This is a genomic window from Streptomyces sp. LUP30, assembly GCF_001746365.1.
Classification (GTDB): Bacteria; Actinomycetota; Actinomycetes; order Streptomycetales; family Streptomycetaceae; genus Streptomyces.
Window position 1 is genome coordinate 115,339 of record NZ_MJAJ01000016.1, and the last position, 19,494, is coordinate 134,832.

17 protein-coding genes and 1 tRNA gene are annotated in these 19,494 nt (G+C 70.6%); 4 read left to right on the forward strand and 14 right to left on the reverse strand.

All coding sequences use genetic code 11. The features are described 5' to 3' along the window. Positions 1–178: 178 nt before the first annotated feature. The gene (locus BG482_RS15890) at positions 179–1,234 is read left to right on the forward strand and encodes a LacI family DNA-binding transcriptional regulator (RefSeq protein ID WP_069769669.1); all 1,056 of its coding nucleotides are present in this window, start codon (positions 179–181) and stop codon (positions 1,232–1,234) included. A gap of 112 nt (positions 1,235–1,346) precedes the next feature. Here the strand turns inward: BG482_RS15890 and BG482_RS15895 are convergent. The 4 genes from BG482_RS15895 to BG482_RS15910 all read right to left on the reverse strand — a co-directional run bounded on the left by BG482_RS15895 (position 1,347) and on the right by BG482_RS15910 (position 4,197). Then, positions 1,347–1,419 (reverse strand) — tRNA-His (locus BG482_RS15895). A gap of 117 nt (positions 1,420–1,536) precedes the next feature. After that, on the reverse strand, positions 1,537–2,139 hold the full coding sequence (gene orn / locus BG482_RS15900) for an oligoribonuclease (protein WP_069769670.1): 603 nt from the start codon (positions 2,137–2,139) through the stop codon (positions 1,537–1,539). Positions 2,140–2,257: 118 nt separating this feature from the next. Continuing rightward, entirely contained in the window at positions 2,258–3,490 is a 1,233-nt protein-coding gene (locus BG482_RS15905) for a helix-turn-helix domain-containing protein (protein WP_069769671.1), read from the reverse strand. Positions 3,491–3,867: 377 nt separating this feature from the next. Continuing rightward, positions 3,868–4,197 (reverse strand): hypothetical protein, encoded by a 330-nt coding sequence (locus BG482_RS15910; protein ID WP_069769672.1) that lies wholly within the window; start codon positions 4,195–4,197, stop codon positions 3,868–3,870. Positions 4,198–4,558: 361 nt separating this feature from the next. On the opposite strand from BG482_RS15910, the gene BG482_RS15915 reads away from it, so the two are divergent. Together BG482_RS15915 and BG482_RS15920 are read left to right on the forward strand one after the other, a co-directional pair. Further along, the gene (locus tag BG482_RS15915) at positions 4,559–5,086 is read left to right on the forward strand and encodes a universal stress protein (RefSeq protein ID WP_069769673.1); all 528 of its coding nucleotides are present in this window, start codon (positions 4,559–4,561) and stop codon (positions 5,084–5,086) included. 147 nt (positions 5,087–5,233) lie between these two features. Continuing rightward, positions 5,234–5,800, forward strand: coding sequence for a GPR1/FUN34/YaaH family transporter (locus BG482_RS15920; RefSeq protein ID WP_069769674.1), 567 nt, complete (start codon positions 5,234–5,236; stop codon positions 5,798–5,800). Between the two features lie 143 nt (positions 5,801–5,943). Here the strand turns inward: BG482_RS15920 and glmS are convergent, their stop codons facing one another. Together glmS and BG482_RS15930 are read right to left on the reverse strand one after the other, a co-directional pair. Next, positions 5,944–7,761, reverse strand: coding sequence for a glutamine--fructose-6-phosphate transaminase (isomerizing) (glmS, locus tag BG482_RS15925; RefSeq protein ID WP_069769675.1), 1,818 nt, complete (start codon positions 7,759–7,761; stop codon positions 5,944–5,946). 24 nt (positions 7,762–7,785) lie between these two features. Continuing rightward, positions 7,786–8,043 (reverse strand): hypothetical protein, encoded by a 258-nt coding sequence (locus BG482_RS15930; protein WP_069769676.1) that lies wholly within the window; start codon positions 8,041–8,043, stop codon positions 7,786–7,788. 186 nt (positions 8,044–8,229) lie between these two features. Here BG482_RS15930 and BG482_RS15935 point away from each other — a divergent pair, with 186 nt between their 5' ends. Continuing rightward, complete coding sequence (locus BG482_RS15935; RefSeq protein ID WP_069769677.1) at positions 8,230–9,792, forward strand: metallophosphoesterase family protein; 1,563 nt, start codon at positions 8,230–8,232, stop codon at positions 9,790–9,792. 82 nt (positions 9,793–9,874) lie between these two features. Here the strand turns inward: BG482_RS15935 and BG482_RS15940 are convergent, their stop codons facing one another. The 8 genes from BG482_RS15940 to BG482_RS15975 all read right to left on the reverse strand — a co-directional run bounded on the left by BG482_RS15940 (position 9,875) and on the right by BG482_RS15975 (position 19,494). Beyond that, positions 9,875–10,741, reverse strand: coding sequence for a DUF4429 domain-containing protein (locus tag BG482_RS15940; protein ID WP_069769678.1), 867 nt, complete (start codon positions 10,739–10,741; stop codon positions 9,875–9,877). Positions 10,742–10,844: 103 nt separating this feature from the next. Next, a complete protein-coding gene (locus BG482_RS15945; protein ID WP_069769679.1) occupies positions 10,845–12,632 on the reverse strand; it encodes an IucA/IucC family siderophore biosynthesis protein in 1,788 nt (595 codons plus the stop codon). Beyond that, complete coding sequence (locus BG482_RS15950; protein ID WP_069769680.1) at positions 12,629–13,180, reverse strand: GNAT family N-acetyltransferase; 552 nt, start codon at positions 13,178–13,180, stop codon at positions 12,629–12,631. Before BG482_RS15950 ends, BG482_RS15945 begins: the two co-directional genes overlap by 4 nt. Beyond that, the gene (locus tag BG482_RS15955; protein WP_370745795.1) at positions 13,177–14,487 is read right to left on the reverse strand and encodes a lysine N(6)-hydroxylase/L-ornithine N(5)-oxygenase family protein; all 1,311 of its coding nucleotides are present in this window, start codon (positions 14,485–14,487) and stop codon (positions 13,177–13,179) included. The genes BG482_RS15950 and BG482_RS15955 overlap by 4 nt, the downstream gene beginning before the upstream one ends. Beyond that, entirely contained in the window at positions 14,444–15,886 is a 1,443-nt protein-coding gene (gene desA / locus BG482_RS15960) for a lysine decarboxylase DesA (protein WP_069769682.1), read from the reverse strand. The genes BG482_RS15955 and desA overlap by 44 nt, the downstream gene beginning before the upstream one ends. A gap of 172 nt (positions 15,887–16,058) precedes the next feature. Then, positions 16,059–16,880, reverse strand: coding sequence for a siderophore-interacting protein (locus BG482_RS15965; RefSeq protein ID WP_069769683.1), 822 nt, complete (start codon positions 16,878–16,880; stop codon positions 16,059–16,061). Positions 16,881–17,008: 128 nt separating this feature from the next. Continuing rightward, on the reverse strand, positions 17,009–18,058 hold the full coding sequence (locus tag BG482_RS15970; protein WP_069769684.1) for an ABC transporter substrate-binding protein: 1,050 nt from the start codon (positions 18,056–18,058) through the stop codon (positions 17,009–17,011). A gap of 275 nt (positions 18,059–18,333) precedes the next feature. Continuing rightward, positions 18,334–19,494, reverse strand: a complete 1,161-nt coding sequence (locus BG482_RS15975) for an acyl-CoA dehydrogenase family protein (RefSeq protein WP_069769685.1) — start codon at positions 19,492–19,494, stop codon at positions 18,334–18,336.

Below are 19,494 nucleotides of genomic sequence, written 5' to 3' on the forward strand. Positions count from 1 at the left end.
CGCCCGGGTCCCTGCACCGGCCGGGAGGGACGCCGCCGGGACACCCGGCGTCCCCGCCGCGTCTCCCGGCGGCCCGGTGCGGGAAGCCACCGTTCGGCGAGGGAGAATGGGCCGGGGAGGGCCGGGGCGACGACTGTTACATTCCTGGCCTGAATGCTGCGAACGGAAGGCGGCGACCATGGCGGTCAGCAGTGGGCGGAGCCGGGGCGGCCGTCGGCCGACCCTGGAGGAGGTCGCCGCTCGTGCCGGAGTCGGTCGCGGCACGGTCTCACGGGTCATCAACGGCTCGCCCCGGGTCAGCGACGCGACCCGCGCGGCCGTGGAGGCGGCGGTCGCCGAACTGGGATACGTCCCGAACACGGCCGCCCGTGCCCTGGCCGCCAACCGCACGGACGCCATCGCCCTGGTCGTTCCCGAGTCGGAGACCCGCTTCTTCGCGGAGCCGTACTTCTCGGACATGCTGAAGGGCGTCGGGGCCGAGCTGTCGGACACGGAGATGCAGCTGCTGCTGATCTTCGCGGGCAGTGACAAGGAGCGCCGCCGGCTCGCCGAGTACCTGGCCGCGCACCGGGTGGACGGCGTCCTGCTGGTGTCCGTGCACGCCGACGACCCGCTGCCCGACCTGCTCGCCCAGCTGGAGATCCCCGCCGTGATCAGCGGCCCGAGGTCGGCTAGCGAGTCGCTGGCGTCGGTGGACTCCGACAACTACGGCGGTGGCCGTTCCGCCGCCGAGCACCTGCTGGCCCGCGGCTGCCGCGAGATCGCCCACATCACCGGCCGCCTCGACGTGTACGGCGCCCAGCGCCGCGTCGACGGCTACCGCGAGGCGCTGCGCGACGCGGGACACACGGCGGACGAACAGCTCATCGAGCAGGGGGACTTCACCGAGGAGGGCGGGCGCCGCGCGATGGCCGCGCTGCTCGACCGGCGCCCCGGCCTGGACGCGGTGTTCGCGGGTTCGGACGTGATGGCGGCGGGCGCCCGCCAGGTCCTGCGCGAACGGGGCCGCCGTATCCCCGACGACGTGGCGCTGGTCGGGTACGACGACTCGGCCATAGCCCGTCACATGGACCCGCCGCTCACCAGCGTCCGCCAGCCCATCGAGGAGATGGGGCGCCGGATGATCGACCTGCTGCTGTCGGAGATCGCGGACAGCAGCCCGACGGTGTCCCGGGGTCCGGAGCGGCGGCAGGTGGTGCTGGCGACGAAGCTGGTGGAGCGGGCGTCGTCCTGACGGGAGGAGCGGGAGGCCCGTGCGTCGCGGGCCTCCCGTACAACGCGGACCGCCCGTACAACGCGATCAGCCGGTGACCTCCTTCGCAGGAGGTCACCGGCTGATCGCTCAGGGTGAGTGACGGGACTCGAACCCGCGGCATCCTGGACCACAACCAGGTGCTCTACCAGCTGAGCTACACCCACCACGCCCGGCAGTTGGACTTTGCGGTCTCCCTACCGGCCGAGAAAAAGTGTACAGGGTCCGAAGGGGTGCTCGCGCACGGCTTTTCCCGAGGCCGTCCGAACGTCGTTGCGGGGTCCCTACCCGGCGGGCAGGACGTGCTTGGCCGCGATCGACTTCGCGGTGTCGGAGTCGGGGCCGGGCTGCGGCACGAACACGGCCTCGCGGTAGTAGCGCAGTTCCGCGATGGATTCGCGGATGTCGGCGAGGGCGCGGTGGTTGCCGTTCTTCTCCGGGCTGTTGAAGTACGCCCGCGGGTACCAGCGGCGGGCGAGCTCCTTGATCGAGGACACGTCGACGATCCGGTAGTGGAGGTAGTCCTCCAGGGCCGCCATGTCCCGGGCCAGGAAACCGCGGTCGGTGCCGACGGAGTTCCCGCACAGGGGCGCCTTGCCCGGCTCCTTCACGTGTTCCCGCACATAGGCGAGGACCTGTGCCTCGGCCTCGGCGAGCGTCGTCCCGCCCGCGAGCTCGTCGAGCAGTCCGGACGCGGTGTGCATCTGACGCACCACCTCCGGCATCGTCTCCAGCGCCCGGTCCGGCGGGCGGATGACGATGTCCACACCGTCGCCGAGGATGTTCAGCTCGGAGTCGGTGACGAGGGCGGCTACCTCGATGAGAGCGTCGTCTGACAGCGAGAGGCCGGTCATCTCGCAGTCGATCCACACCATGCGATCGTTCATGCGACCACCCTAAAGCTGACGTCGCCTTTTGAGGCGTCCTGTGTCCGGCGGCCTTGCGGGGACGCGCCCCGACGCGGGTCGGGCCGGGACCTCCCGGCCCGACCCGCGTCGGGGTCGTTCACATGCCGCTGCGCTGCCCCGGCACACTCGCCCGCGAGGTCGCGTACGCCTCACGCGCGTGCTCGGACGGCAGGGTCGCCGACGAGCCCATCGCCCCGGCCGTCGCGGCGGCCGTGCGCCGGATCTGCGGAGGCACCGGCCCGGGCGACTCGGGGTGCAGCGACGGCGGCGGCGGCGGGGGCGACGGCTCGCTGTCCGTCGGCCGCTCGCTCTGCGGCCTGCGCGCCCGGTACGCCGCCCGGTACGCCGCCGGCGACGAGCCGAGCTGGCGGCGGAAGTGGCCGCGCAGGGCCACCGGCGAGCGGAAGCCGCAGCGGCCCGCGACCTCGTCCACCGAGTAGTCCGACGTCTCCAGCAGACGCTGCGCCTGCAGCACCCGCTGGGTGATCAGCCACTGCAGCGGCGCGCTGCCGGTCAGCGACCGGAAGCGGCGGTCGAAGGTGCGCCGGCTCATGTAGGCGCGTGCCGCCAGCGTCTCCACGTCGAACTGCTCGTGGAGGTGCTCCAGCGCCCAGGCGACGACCTCGGCCAGCGGGTCGGCGCCGATCTCCTCGGGTAAAGACCGGTCGAGGTAGCGCTCCTGGCCGCCCGACCGGCGCGGTGGCACCACGAGCCGCCGGGCCAGCGCGCCCGCCGCCTCGTTACCGTGATCTGTCCGCACGATGTGCAGACACAGATCGATTCCGGCCGCGGTGCCGGCCGACGTCAGCACGTCGCCGTCATCCACGAAGAGCTCTCGTGGATCCACGTGGACCGACGGATAGCGCTTGGCCAGCGTCGGCGCGTACATCCAGTGGGTCGTGGCCGGACGGCCGTCCAGCAGGCCCGCGGCGGCCAGCACGAACGCGCCGGTGCACAGGCCCACGATGCGGGCGCCCTCCTCGTGCGCCCGGCGCAGTGCGTCGAGCGCCTCCTCCGGCGGTGGCGACGTGATCGAACGCCAGGCCGGCACGACGACCGTGCCCGCCCGCGAGATCGCCTCCAGGCCGTGTGGTGCGGTGAGTTCCAGGCCCCCTGTGGTCCGCAGCGGGCCTTCTTCTCCGCCGCACACCAACAAGCGGTAGCGCGGTACGCCGGCGTCCTGGCGGTCAATCCCGAACACCGACAACGGAATGGAACTCTCGAATATGGGGCCGCCGCTGAACAGCAGCACCGCGACGATCTCCTTGCGGCGTCGCCCGGACAGCTTCCGGGCCACGGCTTCCGGCGCGGCAGTGGAGTCGTGGCTCATCCTGCTAAGCCCCCCTCGGTGGTCGCGGCTCCTCGGTTGTGTCGCTCCTGCACGTTTCCCCTCGGTCCTGCACGAGTCCCCCGCCGTAGACAGTCAAGATCGAATCTAACGTGTCGCACAATGCCGACGTGGCCAGTTCACCACCCGGCAGATTGTCGACATGGCAACTTGGCGTGAAGCATTCGATCACGAAGCGTTGCACTCGTGGGCCGCGCAGGGAAGTGCGCCTCGGTGCGGTGGCCAATCCCCGTAGGGTGCACGGGTCCCCCGAGGCCCTTTCCGTGCAGGTGGAACGGGGGGTGGGGGGTGGTTGCGGCAAGAGATGCACACTTACCGGAAGTTGGCTGAAAACATTCGGGTCCGTGCGTGAAAACCGGTCAACCGACCGGTGAGTTTCCCCCGGAGTGACGACCCCCGCGACGGGACCCCGTTCCGGTGCGCTGACGGTGCCCCCGGTGGTGCGCCTCGGGGGCGGGTTCGTCGGCGAGGAGCCGGACCGCACACCGCTCGGAGCGGCGCAGCAGCACCCGGCAGACGGCCGTGACGGCGGCGAGGCCGAGGGCGGTGCCGGCGGCCCCGGCGAGGGAGGCGCCGTACCAGAGGAGGACCACCGGGACCAGGACGCAGGTGAAGGCCGCCCAGCGGATCAGGTCGGTCGTCCGGTCGTCGCCGGGGCGGGGCTCGGGGGTGGTGCGGGGCGAGAGCATCGGACGGGCTCCTTCCTGGGTGGCGGCGGTGCTGTGGCCGGGCGGTGCCGGGGGCTCGGTCGGCGGGGCGGCGGGGCGGCTGTTCACGGGGTTCAACGCCTGTTCGAGCGGTCGGTCACTGCCGGGAGGGGTTCGGTCTCAGTGAATCCTGCGCAAACCGCCTGTACGGGGCAGCAACCATTGCGTTACGGGCGTCCGCTCGTGCATGCTCCCTGGAACCCCCACCGGGGGCGTGCGGGCTCTGGGCCCAGGAGGCGTGCCGCCGTACCCTTGGGGGTATGGGGTCGGGAAGATGATTCCCGGACAGCTCCGCCGCTCACCGCCGTCCCACCCGTATAAGGATCGATACGCCGAGACAGCCATGGCCGGTCACGAATTCTTCGAACCCGCGGACCGCAAGCGGCCCGTCGCCGATCACACGGCGGCCGAGCCCCTGGCGGCTGAAGAGGCACGTCATTCCTGCGATCCCGCCTTCAAGCACGGGGTGGTCGTCGGTTTCGACGGCTCCACGTCCAGCGAACGCGCTCTCGCGTACGCCATCGGCATGGCCCATCGCTCCGGGTCGGGCCTGATCATCGTCCACGTCGCCAACCGGCTGCCCACCACGGTGTGGGCGGGCTGCGAGCCGCCCGTCTTCGTCGACGTGCCCGACCATCGCACCGAGGTGCTCGGTCTGGAGCTGGCCTGTGCGGACTACCTCGCCGAGGTGCCCTGGATCCTCGTCGAGCGCGGCGGCGACATCTGTCACGAGCTCGAAGAGGTCGGGCGGGAGTACGAGGCCGACGCGATCGTCGTCGGTTCCACGCACGGCCTCGTCGGCCGGCTCTTCGGCTCGGTCGCGGGCCGGCTCGCCAAGCGGGCCAAGCGTCCCGTCGTCGTCATTCCGTAACTCCCCGTTCTCCCAGGTGGGATGAGATCCGGGTGCTTCGGGTCCCCTCTGCGCGCGCCATGAAACTACTGACGCGTACGGGTGTTTGTGCCTTTGTGAAGGGCATATATCGCTCACACAACTGCACATGCATGAAGGGAGCTTGCCGTGGACAACGACGTCTCTGCGGGAAGCAGCACCGCCACGATCGCCGGCCGACTCGCCCTCGGCGTCACCCTGCTGGCCTTCGGGCTCGGGTACACCGACCTCATCGACGGCGTGACGGCTGCGGACGCCGTATCCGTCGCCCACTACGTGGGCGGGGTCGCTCTGTTCGCCGCCGGCCTGTTGGCCCTCCGCGACCGCGACGCGGCCGCCGGCACCGCCTACACCGTCCTCGGCGCCTTCTGGTTCACCTGGGCGGTCTCCGCCGCCGCCCAGGTCTCCGACAACGCCGCAGGGCTCTTCCTGCTCCTGTTCGCCCTCGTGGCGCTCTCGCTGGCCCTCGCCGGCGGCGACCAACTCGGCCAGGCGGCCTACGGGTTGCTCTGCGTCGGTCTCGTGCTGACGGCCGTCGCCCGGTTCGCCGACAGCGACGGACTCACCAAGGCGGGCGGTTGGTTCGCCGTCGCGGCGGGCGCGGTCGCCTGGTACGCGGCGACGGCGGCTCTGGCGCACTGGCCGACGGCGTTCTCACGGCGTGCTGCCCGTCCCGGCGTGACGGCCGCGGGCTGAATCGGCAGCCGGCGCCGGGGAGTCGGGCGTCCCCGGCGAATGAAGCGGGCCCCCCGTGCACGGTGGCGTCACGGGGGGCCCGTTCGTCGGCCGCTGCGGGCCGGTGGGGCTTGTCCGGCGGTCTCCCGCGCCCCTGGGTGCGACTACTCGACGGTCACCGACTTCGCCAGGTTGCGCGGCTTGTCGATGTCCCGGCCGAGCGCCTTCGCCGTGTAGTAGGCGAGGAGCTGGAGCGGGATGCCCATGAGGATCGGGTCGAGCTCGTCCTCGTTCTTGGGGACGACGATCGTCCGGTCGGCCTTCTCCTGCTCGCGGTGGGCGACCGCGACGATCCTTCCGCTGCGGGCCTTGATCTCCTCCAGGGCCGCGCGGTTCTTCTCCAGCAGGTCGTCGTCGGGCACGATCGCCACCGTCGGGAGCGCGGGCTCGATGAGCGCCAGCGGGCCGTGCTTGAGCTCGGAGGCCGGGTAGGCCTCGGCGTGGATGTACGAGACCTCCTTGAGCTTCAGCGAGGCCTCACGGGCGACCGGGTAGCCCCGGACGCGGCCGATGAAGAGCATCGAGCGGGCCTCGGCGAGTTCGTCGGCCAGCTTCTCGATCTCCGCCTCCTGCTCCATGATCTCGGCGATCTGGGCGGGCAGCTTGCGCAGGCCCTCGATGATCCGCTTGCCGTCGCGCACCGAGAGGTCGCGGGTGCGGCCCAGGTGCAGGGCGAGCAGCGCGAAGGCCACCGTCGTGTTGGTGAAGCACTTGGTCGACACCACGCAGACCTCGGGACCGGCGTGCACGTAGACGCCGCCGTCCGCCTCGCGGGCGATCGCCGAGCCGACCACGTTGACCACGCCCAGCACCCGCGCGCCCTTGCGCTTGAGCTCCTGGACGGCCGCCAGCACGTCGTAGGTCTCACCGGACTGCGAGACGGCGATGTACAGCGTGTCGGGGTCCACGACCGCGTTGCGGTAGCGGAACTCGGAGGCGGGCTCGGCGTCCGCGGGGATGCGGGCGAGCTCCTCGATCATCTGGGCGCCGATCATGCCCGCGTGGTACGAGGTGCCGCAGCCGAGGATCTTCACGCGGCGGATCTGGCGCGCCTCGCGGGCGTCCAGGTTGAGGCCGCCGAGGTGCACGGTGGAGAAGCGGTCGTCGATGCGGCCGCGCAGCACGCGGTCCACGGCGTCGGCCTGCTCGTGGATCTCCTTGTGCATGTACGTGTCGTGGCCGCCCATGTCGTAGGAGGCGGCCTCCCACTCCACGGTGGTGGGCTCGGCCGTGGTGCGGGTGCCCTCGGTGGTGTAGGTGCGGAAGTCGTCCGCCTTGAGGGTGGCCATCTCGCCGTCGTCGAGGGTGACTATCTGGCGGGTGTGGGCGACGAGCGCGGCGATGTCCGAGGCGACGAACATCTCCTTCTCGCCGATGCCGAGGACGACCGGGGAGCCGTTGCGGGCGACGACGATGCGGTCCGAGAAGTCGGCGTGCATCACGGCGATGCCGTAGGTGCCCTCGACCACACGCAGCGCCTCGCGGACCTTGTCCTCGAGCTTCTCGGCCTGGGCGCGCGCGACGAGGTGGACGAGCACCTCGGTGTCCGTCTCGGAGAGGAATTCGACGCCGTCGGCCTCGAGCTTCCTCCGCAGGTCGGAGGCGTTGTCGATGATGCCGTTGTGGACGACGGCGACCTTGAGGTCGGCTGACATGTGCGGGTGGGCGTTCACGTCGGAGGGGGCGCCGTGGGTGGCCCAGCGGGTGTGGGCGATGCCGGTCGTGCCCTTGAAGCGCGCCGGGACCTTGGCCTCCAGGTCGCGCACCCGCCCCTTGGCCTTGACCATCTTCAGGCCGGCCGTCTTCGGGGAGGTGACGACTATGCCCGCCGAGTCGTACCCGCGGTACTCCAGGCGCTGCAGGCCCTCCAGGAGCAGGGGAGCGACGTCACGCTTCCCGATGTATCCGACGATTCCGCACATATATACGTATCCCCAAGCTTCGGTTCAGCCGTAGACGATGCGTCGCAGTTGCCTGAGCGTGAGCTCGGGCGGCGCCACCGCACGGTATTTCAGGTCCGCCTCGATCCGTTCGAAGATCTCCGCGTTCACCAGGCCCTGGGCCTGGAGCTCGCGGTGGCGGCGACGGACGAAGTCCTCGGTCGTCTCGTCGAAGTAAGCGAGCACGTCCTGGATCACCCGCAGCGCCTCGCCCCGCTGGAGGGGCGTGGAGCGCGTCAGGTGATCAACGAGTTCGTCGTGCACCCGGTAGATCCTGAGGTACGCGAGCCGGTTTCGCAAGAATCGTGCCCGATTTCGGGCAAGCGGCTGTTAAGGAGCCTTGGGAGAACATTGAATGTGTTATGGGTCGCTGTTCGCGCATCGTCCATTCGGCGTCTTGCGGCCCGTCGCCGGAGGCGACGAGTTTCAGACGTCATGGACACTCCTCGCATGGGCGTACCCGAGCAGCTCGCCGACCGCATGAGCATGGCCGAGCAGCACGAGTACCTGCGCGCCAAGTTCTCCCGGCGCACGATGATCAGAGGCGGCGCGGTCACGCTGGGCGCCGTCACCGGTGGCGCGTTCGTCACCGGCGCCACGGCACAGGCCGCCGTTCCCACCCAGCCCCTCTCGCACACCGAGGCCGTCGACGGCGCTCTCGTCGCCCCCTTCGGCCGCCACCTCGCCTACGGCAACGACCCGCGCACCGAGATGACCGTCTCCTGGCAGGTGCCGGTCGCGGTGAAGAAGCCGTTCATCCGCATCGGCGCCCACCCCTGGGACCTCTCCCGCAAGATCGAGGCCGAGGTGCGCACCCTGTACACCCCGGCCGGCGTCGGCGCCAGCGGCGACCACACCCAGTACTACGTGCACGCCGAGCTCACCTGCCTCAAGCCGGGCAGGACGTACTACTACGGCGTCGGCCACGCGGGCTTCGACCCCGCCGCGCCGCACCTGCTGGGCACCCTGGGCACCTTCACCACGGCCCCCGCCCACAAGGCGCCCTTCACCTTCACGGCCTTCGGCGACCAGGGCGTCAGCTACCACGCGCTGGCCAACGACAGCCTGATCCTCGGCCAGAACCCGGCCTTCCACCTGCACGCCGGCGACATCGCCTACGGCGACCCCGCCGGGCAGGGCAAGACCTCCGACACCGTCTTCGACTCGCGCACCTGGGACCAGTTCCTCGCCCAGACCGAGTCCGTCTCCAAGTCGGTGCCGTGGATGGTGTCGTACGGCAACCACGACATGGAGGCCTGGTACTCGCCCAACGGCTACGGCGGCGAGGAGGCCCGCTGGAACCTGCCCGACAACGGCCCCGACAAGAAGAACCTCCCGGGCGTCTACTCCTTCGTCTACGGCAACACGGCGGTCATCTCGCTGGACCCCAACGACGTCTCCTTCGAGATCCCGGCCAACCTCGGCATCTCGGGCGGCACCCAGACCAAGTGGTTCGAGGCGCAGCTGAAGAAGTTCCGCGCCGCCAAGGACATCGACTTCGTCGTGGTGTTCTTCCACCACTGCGCGTACTGCACCTCCACCGCGCACGCCTCGGAGGGGGGTGTGCGCCAGGAGTGGGTGCCGCTGTTCGACAAGTACCAGGTGGACCTGGTCATCAACGGCCACAACCACCAGTACGAGCGCACCGACGTCATCAAGGGCAACACGGTCACCAAGAAGCTCCCCATCGGCGGCACGGCCTACCCCGAGACCGAGGGCGTCGTCTACGTGACGGCGGGCGCGGCCGGCCGCAGCCTGTACGCCTTCACCGCCCCGGACTCGTACGAGGGCCATGAGCACGAGGTCGATTCGGTGGCCTCGTTCGTCAACCTCAAGGACGGCAAGCAGAACGAGACGGTCGCCTGGTCGCGGGTGCGCTACCTGAACTACTCGTTCCTGCGCGTGGACGTCACTCCCGCGCCCAAGGGCCACTACACGACCCTGAAGGTCCAGGGCATCGCGGAGACCGGCGACCGGATCGACCACTTCACGGTGGCCCGCCGGGCGAAGTAGCCGGAGCCGCGCGCCCGGAAGGCGGGGCGCACCCCCCCGGGGCTCCGGCACCCGGCCCCGGCCGACAGACGGTCCTCATCCGCTAGAGGCGCTTGAGGACCGCCTGTTTGGCCAGGGTGAACTCGTCGTCCGTCAGGACGCCGTCGCGGTGCAGCTCGCCGAGCTCGCGCAGCCGGCGCAACAGGGCGTCGTGGTCGCCCTCGGCGGCAGGACCCGGCAGCTGCGGCCGTACGGCGTCCCCGGCGGTCGCGGCCGGATGCGGGAGCCGTGCCTGCACGGCCGCCGCGACCAGGGCCATCAGCGGGTCCCTCCTGAAGCCCCACAGCTCCACGGCGTTCGGGTCGTACTTCGGCGGGGTCGTGGTGGGCGCGTGCCGCAGCCGGAACCGCAGAGCGCCGTTCTCCAGGCCCACCGCGGGCTGCCACTCCACGCCGTCGATCTCCGCGACCGACAACGTGCGTGGCCCGGCGGAAGCCTTGGCCTCCTCCGTCTTCCAGTTCCACTCCAGCCGTACGGTGTCGCCGTCGAAGCTCGCGGTGCCGTCCCCGGCGGAGACGGACAGGGGCACGGAGGGGCCGGGGAGCAGATAGGCGTCCACCGGGTCGGACGGGACCTCGTCCAGCAGCAGCGCATTGCGCACCTCGTCGACGAAGTACTCGGCGACGCCGTACCGGTCGGGTTCGACGAGCAGCTGGTACGGATCGTGCGGCTCGGCCAGCCGGCCGCCGGTCGCCTGGAGCAGCGGATCCGCCCCGTCCCGCAGCCGCAGCCGCAGCCGTCCGCCCTTCTTCCCCTGTTCGAGCGACAGACCCGCCAACGCCCGCAGTGGGAGGATGAGTTCACCCAGCTCCCGGCGCAGCAGCCCGACGCTTCTGTCCCGTCCCGGCGTCAACCGCAGGGCGTCGCCGTCGAAGATCCACGTGCCGTCCTTCTGCAGGATTTCCGCCATGCGGGGATTGTTTCACCGCCCCGGGCCGGGCACACGGCGGCGGGGCCCGGCACACGGCGGCGGGCGTCCCGAGGACCGTACTCGGGGCGCCCGCCGCGTCGGATCAGAACCCCGCGACGGGATTCCTCAGGGTTCCGATCAGCTGGAGGGCGCCCGACGGGTCGGCCAGGTCCACCATCTGCCGGTTGTCGCGCAGTTGGAGGCGGTTGAGGCAGGACAGCGCGAACTCGGGGGCGAACATGTCGTACTGGCGGAACCGGTCGGCCAGTTGGGGGTTCGCCTCCTGGTAGGCGCGGGTGACCTCGGCGACCGTGCGCCAGAACCCCTCCTCCTCCAGGACGCCCTCGGCGGCCAGGTCGGCCGCGAGGAAGCGGAAGAAGCAGTCGAAGACGTCCGTGAAGATCGACAGGAGTCTCCTGTCCTCGGGCACGTCCACGCGGATGCGGCGGACCTCGGGCGGCAGCACCGCGTCCGGATCCATGACGGCGATCTCCTCGGCGATGTCCTTGTAGATCGCCCGCTGGACGACGCCGTCCTTCAGCACGAGGATCGTGTTCTCGCCGTGCGGCATGAACACCAGGTCATAGGCGTAGAAGCTGTGCAGCAGGGGCGTGTAGTAGGCCTGGAGGTAGGCGCGCAGCCACTGGGCCGGGGGCAGGCCGGAGCGCTCGATCAGTGCGCCGGCCACCGACCGGCCCTCGTGGTCCACGTGGATCAGCGAGGCCATGGTCGCGAGCGACTCGCCCTCCCGCAGCGTCGGCACCGGGCTCTCCCGCCACAGCGCCGCCAGCATCTTGCGGTACGGCGAGTAGCGGTCCGTCGCGGCCTCGTACTCCAGGTGCCGGTAGCCGACGGCGGCCCGCTCCCGGATGATCGACAGACCGGTCGACTTGAGCACCGGGTCGTTGTCGACGATCTGGGCCAGCCAGTCGTTGATGGCCGGGGTGGCCTCCATGTAGGCGGCCGACAGCCCGCGCATGAACCCCATGTTGAGCACGGACAGGGCCGTCTTCACATAGTGCTTCTCGGGATGCGACCGGTTGAAGAAGGTGCGGATGGACTGCTGCGCCAGGTACTCGTCGTCGCCCTCGCCCAGGCACACCAGGTTCCCGCGGGCGATCTCGGCCGCGAAGGTGACGGTGAGCTTGTTCCACCACTGCCAGGGGTGGACGGGGATGAGGAGGTAGTCGGCCGGGTCCAGGCCGCGCGCCCGCAGGGCCGCGTCGAAACGGTCGACGGTCGCCGAGCCCAGCTCGTCGCGCACGAACGACTCGTAGGCGATGCCGACGCCCGCCGTGAACGCGGCGCGCGAGCGGTGCGCGGCCAGCCACACCAGCCGGACCGGGCTCGCCGTCTCCGGCGCGTACGCCAGGTACTCGTGGATGCCGAAGCCGAGCCGCCCGTTGTTGGCGACGAAGCAGGGGTGGCCCTCGGTCATCCCGGTCTCGATGGCCTGGAAACCGCTGCGGACCAGTTCCGCCGAGGTGATCCGGGGCTTGGTGAGCTTGTAGCAGGTGCCGGAGAGGGTGGAGGAGATCTCCTCCAGATAGACCGGCAGGATCTCGTCGCTCAGGCCCAGGGCCGACTTCAGTTCGATGAAGAAGTCCAGTGCCTCGAGGGGGAGTTCGGCTCCGTCGCGGGTGCGGGTGATCGAGTCGGCGTCCACCTGCCAGTGGTCGAGGGCGCGGCGGACGGCGGTGAAGCGGTAGGACGTGAGCCCGTCGTCGCTGCGGACGACGTACCGGCCCTGTGTCCCCTCGGGCGTCGTGAGCTCCTCGGGCGTGACGAGGCGCTCGTGGGCGAACTCCGCGAGGGCCTTGCGCACCAGCAGACGGTTGGCCTTCGCCCAGTGCTCGGGGGAGAGGTGGGCCACCGCGTCGGTGAGGCTCATGCCGTCACCCCTGTCGCCGCGACGAACCGCTCGCGGGTGCAGAAGCTCAGCAGCGCCGTCTTCTCGGGCTTGCGTATCTCCCGCTCGGGCACGAAGCCGACGGCCTCGTTGAGGGCGTGCACGGCCGTATTGGAGACGTCCGGTTCGACGACGACGCGCCGCACCGACGGATCCGCGAAGAGGTGCGCCACGACGGCGGTGATCACCGCGCGGGTGAAGCCGTGCACCGGCCGGTCCGTGGGGGCGACCAGGAAGTGCATGCCGACGTCGCCGGGCAGCGGTTCGTACAGGCCGGCCAGCTCGCGGTGGACGGGGTCGTAGTGCTCCATCAGGAAGGCGGGCTCGCCGTCGTGCAGCCCGAGGAGCGCGTGGTGGTGCTCGTCGGCGGCGATGTCCGTGTAGGCCCGCTCGACGTCGGCGAGCGTCGCGTCCTGCATCATCCAGTACGCGGCCTTGGGGTGCGTGACCCAGCGGTGCAGCAGGTCGGCGTCCCGGCGGGGGTCGAGGGGACGCAGGGAGAGGCGGCCGACGGCCGCGGGGGTGGTCATACGCCGAACTCCTGGAATGCGATGGTCTTCTCGACCGGGTAGTACTCGCTGCCGAGCAGCTCGCGGATGATGTAGCTGTTGCGGTAGGCGCCCATGCCGAGGTCGGGTGAGGTGACGCTGTGCGTGTGCACGCCCGCGTTCTGCAGGAACACGCTTCGGCCCGTGGTGTCGATGGCGTAGTTGCGGGCGACGTCGAAGTTGCCGTGGGCGTCGCGGCGCAGTCTGTGCCGGACCGGCGCGAGGAACTCGGGCTCGGCGTAGTGGTAGCCGGTGGCGAGCACCAGCCCCTGGCTGCTCAGCTCGAAGTCCTTGCCCTGCTCCTCCTGACGGAAGGACAGCGTGTACGTGCCGTCGGCGTGGCTCGCGCCGGTGAGGGCGGAGTTGGTGAGGAGCCGGGTGGGGACGGGGCCGCCGAGGCTCTTCTGGTAGAGCAGGTCGAAGATCTCGTTGACGAGGTCGCCGTCGATGCCCTTGAACAGGCCCTTCTGCTCGGCGGCGAGACGGTAGCGGGTCTGCTCGGGCAGCGCCCGGAAGTAGTCGACGTACTCCGGGGAGGTCATCTCCAGGGTGAGCTTGGTGTACTCCAGCGGGAAGAAGCGCGGGGAGCGGGTGACCCAGTTCAGCCGGTAGCCGTGCACGTCGATCTCGGAGAGCAGGTCGAGGTAGATCTCGGCGGCCGACTGACCGGAGCCGACCAGGGTGATCGACTCCTTCTTCTGCAGCTCCGCCTTGTGCTGCACGTAGCGGGAGTTGTGCAGGAAGTCGCCGCCGAGGCCGGCGCAGGCCTCGGGGACGTACGGGGAGGTGCCGGTGCCGAGGACCAGCCGCCGGGCGCGGTGGACGTTCCCGTCGGTGGTCCGCACGGCGTACAGCGCGTCGCCCTCGTCGTACGTCACCTCGGCGACCGTCGTCGAGAAGCGCACGCTGGTCAGCTTGTTCGCGGCCCAGCGGCAGTAGTCGTCGTACTCGACGCGCAGCGGGTAGAAGTTCTCGCGGATGTAGAACGAGTAGAGCCGGCCCTTCTCCTTCAGGTAGTTGAGGAAGGAGTAGGGGGACGTCGGGTCGGCGAGGGTGACCAGGTCCGACATGAACGGGGTCTGGAGGTGGGCGCCGTCGAGGAACATTCCCGCGTGCCACTCGAAGTCGGGCTTCGACTCCAGGAAGAGGCCGTCGAGTTCGGCGATGGGCTCGGTCAGACAGGCCAGTCCGAGGTTGAAGGGGCCGAGTCCGATCCCCACGAAGTCATGGACAGCGTCCGGGGATTCAGCAAGCGCGGTCAAGGGACTCTCCCAGGTACTGCTCGGCATGGCCGGCGATCAGGTCGAGGACGGCGGCGATGTCGTCGGTCGTGGTCTCGGGGTTGAGCAGGGTGAACTTCAGGTAGTGGCGGGCGCCGACCTTGGTGCCCGCGACCACCGCGTCGCCCGAGGCGAACAGGGCCTTGCGGGCGTAGAGATTGGCGCGGTCGATCTCGGCCGGGTCGGTGACGGCGGCGGGGATCCAGCGGAAGACGAGGGTGGACAGCGAGGGCTGGACGACGACGTCGAAGCGCGGGTCGGCGGCCAGCAGCCGCCAGCCGTCCACGGCCAGGTCGCAGACCTCGTCGAAGAGCTGCCCGATGCCGTCGGCGCCCATCGTGCGCAGGGTCATCCACAGCTTGAGGGCGTCGAACCGGCGGGTGGTCTGCAGGGACTTGTCCACCTGGTTGGGGATGCGTTCCTGCACCATGCGGCGCGGGTTGAGGTACTCGGCGTGGTAGGTGGCGTGGCGCAGCGTGGACGCGTCCCGGACCAGGACGGCGGAGGAACTCACGGGCTGGAAGAAGGACTTGTGGTAGTCGACGGTGACGGAGTCGGCTCGCTCGATGCCGTCGATGCGGTCCCGGTGCTTCACGGAGGCGAGGAGTCCGCAGCCATAGGCGGCGTCGACGTGCATCCAGGCGCCGAACTGCGCGCACAGCTCGGCGATCTCGGGGAGCGGGTCGATGGAGCCGAAGTCGGTGGTGCCTGCGGTGGCGACGACGGCCATGGGGACGAGGCCGTCCTTCGTGCAGCGCTCCAGCTCGTGGGCGAGCGCCACGGTCTGCATGCGCTTGTCGTGGTCGACGGGGATGGTGACCACGGCGTCCGGGCCCAGGCCGAGCAGTTTCGCCGACTTCTTCACGCTGAAGTGGCTCACCTCGGAGGCGAAGACGCGCAGTCTCGCCAGGGAGTCGGACTTCGCCTCCTCGCGGGCCAGCAGCAGGGCCTGGAGGTTGGACTGGCTGCCGCCGGAGGTGAACACCCCGTCGGCGGCGGGGCCGAGACCGATGCGGGCGCACGTCCAGTCGATCAGTTTCCGCTCGATGAGGGTGCCGCCGGCCGACTGGTCCCAGGTGTCGAGGGAGGAGTTGACGGCGGACAGGACCGCCTCGCCCAGCACGGCGGGGATGACCACGGGGCAGTTGAGGTGGGCGAGGTAGCGGGGGTGATGGAAGTAGATCGCGTCGCGGAGGTAGACCTCCTCCAGCTCGTCGAGCACGGCGGCGGTGTCGCCCAGGGGCCGGTCGAGGTCGATCCCGTCGATGCGGGGCGCGAGGGCGTCGACCGTGACGCCGGTGAACGGACGGTCGGTGGCGGCGAGTTTGGCGGCCACCCGCTCTACTCCTTCGGTCACGGAGCGGCGGTAGTGCTCCGCGGTCGTGTCATTGAGCAGGTGCGAGCGCATGGTGGGGGTCCTCCGGGGGTGGGGACGGGGGCCTGGGCGGGGCGGTTCGGGGACGGAACCTCTGATCAACTTAGGTAAGCCTAACCTGACTTCGAGCGCGAGGATCCTGGGTGTGCCGTGACGGTGGTCACGTGCGCGCCCCCGCACGCACGGCTGCGGGGGCGCGGTGTCGCTACTCGGTCTCGCGGAGCTGTTCCTCGCTCATGCCCCGGCGCCAGTACCCGACGAAGGTGACCCGGCGCCGGTCCACGCCCCGCTCCTGCACGAAGTGCCGGCGCAGCGCCTTCACGGATCCCGACTCGCCCGCGATCCAGACGTACGGGTTCGCCGCGGGCGGCAGAGCGGCCGCGCGGACGGCGTCGACGGAACCCTCCCCGACCACCCAGGTCACCTCGGCGGCCGCGCGGGTCGTCAACTCCCGCACGTCGGCAGGATCGTGGACCTCCAGCCAGACCCGGGTGCGCTGTCCGGCCGGCAGTGACTCCAGTATCGACGCGACGGCCGGCAGCGCACTCTCGTCGCCCCAGAGCACCAGCAGGTCGGCGTCGTGCGGCGGACGGAACCGGATCGCCCGGTTGTCGGCCACCGCGGGCCCGAGCAGCACCACCCGGTCCCCGGCGGCCGCGCGCGCCGCCCATGCGGAGGCGGGCCCGGCGGGGGTGTGCAGCACGAAGTCGACGTCGATCTCCACCGTGCGTCCGAGCGCGTCGGCGCGCAGCGCACGCAGCGTGTACGAACGCATCACCGCCCGTACGCCGTCCGGCAGTTCACGCCATCCCTGCCACCATCCGTCCCCGAGCTCGACGGGGACCTGCGGCTCCTCCTGACCCGGATGCGGCAGGAACAGCGACAGCGACTGGTCGCGCCCGTCGGAGAAGAAGTGCCGCAGGTCCTCCCCGGTGAGACTCACCCGGACCAGGGACGGCGACAGCCGCCGCGTCCGTGCGACCTGGAGCGAGAAGAACCGGAAGGGGGCGGCGACGGCTGTGGTCATGGGGGCTCCTGAAGACGTGGGGCAGGGCGGCTCGCTCAGGGGCGCGGGGCTGCATCGGCATGCGGCTCCGCCGCGTGGGCGTGACCGCGGCCGGACCGCGGCGCGCCCACTGCGTCAGGTCGCCGTCGTCAGGCGACCTTCTTCGCCTTCTCCAGCGCCGCGGCGAGGTTCTCCAGCAGCGGCACGCACTTGTCGTAGGACAGGATCGGCTCGGGGGAGCGCGCGATGACCTGACCGGCCTTCACCGCGGGCAGCTTCTTCCAGGTCGCCTTGGTGATGTCGGCGGGCTGGATGGTCGAGGAACGGTCGTCCATCATGATGATGTCGGCCGGGTACTTGTCGACGTTCTCCCAGCTCAGCGACTCGTACCAGCCGCCGCCCTGGGCCTTGGCGCTCGCCGGCGGCTCGACGAAGTTCACGCCGAGGGCCTTGAAGTACTCGAGGTCGACGGAGAGGTCGGTGCCGGAGACGTAGAAGAGCTCGGGGCTCGCGGAACCGGCCATCACCCTGATGCCGGGCTTGGCCTTGGCGGCCGCGCGCAGCCGGGCGGCCGCGTCCTCGAACCTCTTCTTGGCGCCGGTGACGGCGGCCGCCGTCATGTCGGCGCCCAGCGACTCGGCCAGCTCCCACATGCGCTGCAGCGGAGCGGTCAACTGGCGGTCGTAGACGGAGATGCCCACGCTCGGGGCAAGCTTGGCGATCTTGTCCTTGGAGGCCTCGGGGACGTACCAGAGGGTGCCGGCGCCGTCGAACATCGTGGAGATGAGGACGTCGGGGGCGAGGGCGGCGTACTTCTCGACGTTGAACTCGTCCCAGACGTTGCCGAGGACCGTCACCTTGGTGACGTCCATGTCGCCGGCCTGCACATCGGCCTTGCCCGAGGCGGTCCTGGTGGGTCCGAAGACGCCCTTGACCTGGATTCCGTAGTCGTGGAGGGCCGCGCCGACGCCGGTGAAGGCGACGATGTTCGCGGGGACGGCGTCGAGCTTCACCGTGGTGCCGCGGTCGTCCTTGAAGGTCCACGGGCCGGACTTCGCCGAGGCGTTCGCCGCCGGCCCGGAGCCGCTGCTGCCCGCGTCTTCGTCCCCGCAGGCGGCGAGCACGGCGCCGAGGCCGAGGGCGCCACCGGCGGCGAGGATGCCACGGCGGGTGGGACGGACGGCGCTGGCGTTGGACATGAGTGTGGCCACTTTCGAACGGGGCGGGATCACCCGAGGACGGTTCGAATGTAGGTTAGCCTAACCTCAGCTCGTGTCCAGGGGGCGGCCCGCGGGGCCGAGGCCGGGCACGGCGAGACCTGTCCCGCGCCCGTGCACTGCCTGTCGATCGAGGGCGGACGGATCCTCAGCAGCGCGTCGGGGAAACGGAGTCGGCGGCCTCAGGCGGTTGACCTGAGGCCGCCGAGCGGCCGATCGGGGCGCGCAGGCGCCGGGAAACGCGAGGCGGCGTCCGGTCAGGCGGGGAGCCCCAGCTCCCGGGCGATCAGCATCCGCTGCACCTCGCTCGTGCCCTCGCCGATCTCCAGGATCTTGGAGTCGCGCCACATGCGGGCCACCGGGTACTCGTTCATGAAGCCGTAGCCGCCGTGCACCTGGGTGGCCTCACGGGCGTTGTCGACGGCGACCGTGGAGGAGTACAGCTTCGCCAGCGCCGCCTCCTTCTTGAAGGGCTCTCCGGCCACCAGCCGCGAGGCCGCGTCCCGCCAGGCCAGCCGGGCCGTGTGCGCCTTCATCTCCATGTCGGCGATCTTGAACTGGACGGCCTGGTTGGCGCCGATCGGACGGCCGAACGCATGCCGTTCCTTGGCGTACTTCACCGACTCGTCCACACAGCCCTGCGCGAGCCCGGTCGCCAGCGCGGCGATGGCGATGCGTCCCTCGTCGAGGATCCGAAGGAACTGCGCGTACCCACGGCCCTCCTCGCCCAGCAGGTTCGCCGCCGGGACGCGCACGTCGGCGAAGGACAGCTCACGCGTGTCGGAGGCGTTCCAGCCGACCTTCGAGTAGGGCGCCGCGACCGTGAAGCCCGGGGTGCCGGACGGGACGATGATCGCGGAGATCAGCGGACGGCCGTCCGGCTTGCGGCCCGTCACCGCGGTGACCGTGACCAGCCCCGTGATGTCCGTGCCCGAGTTGGTGATGAAGCACTTGGCGCCGTTGATCACCCATTCGTCCGTGTCGGGGTCGAGACGGGCCGTGGTGCGCGTCGCCCCCGCGTCCGAGCCGCCGTCCGGCTCGGTCAGGCCGAAGGCGCCGAGCATCTCGCCGGAGCACAGGCGCGGCAGCCACTCCCGCTTCTGCTCCGCGGTGCCGAAGAGATGGATCGGCATGGCGCCCAGCGAGACGCCCGCCTCCAGCGTGATCGCCACGGACGAGTCGACCCGCGCGAGTTCCTCCAGCGCGATGCCCAGGGCGAGATAGTCGCCGCCCATGCCGCCGTGCTCCTCGGGGAAGGGCAGCCCGAACAGGCCCATGCGGCCCATCTCGCGGACGATCTCGTAGGGGAACTCGTGCCGCTCGTAGAAGTCGCCGATCTTGGGCGCGACCACGTCGTGCGCGAACTCCTCGACCGTGCGGCGGAGTTCTTCCAGTTCGGGGGAGAGACGGTGGTCCAT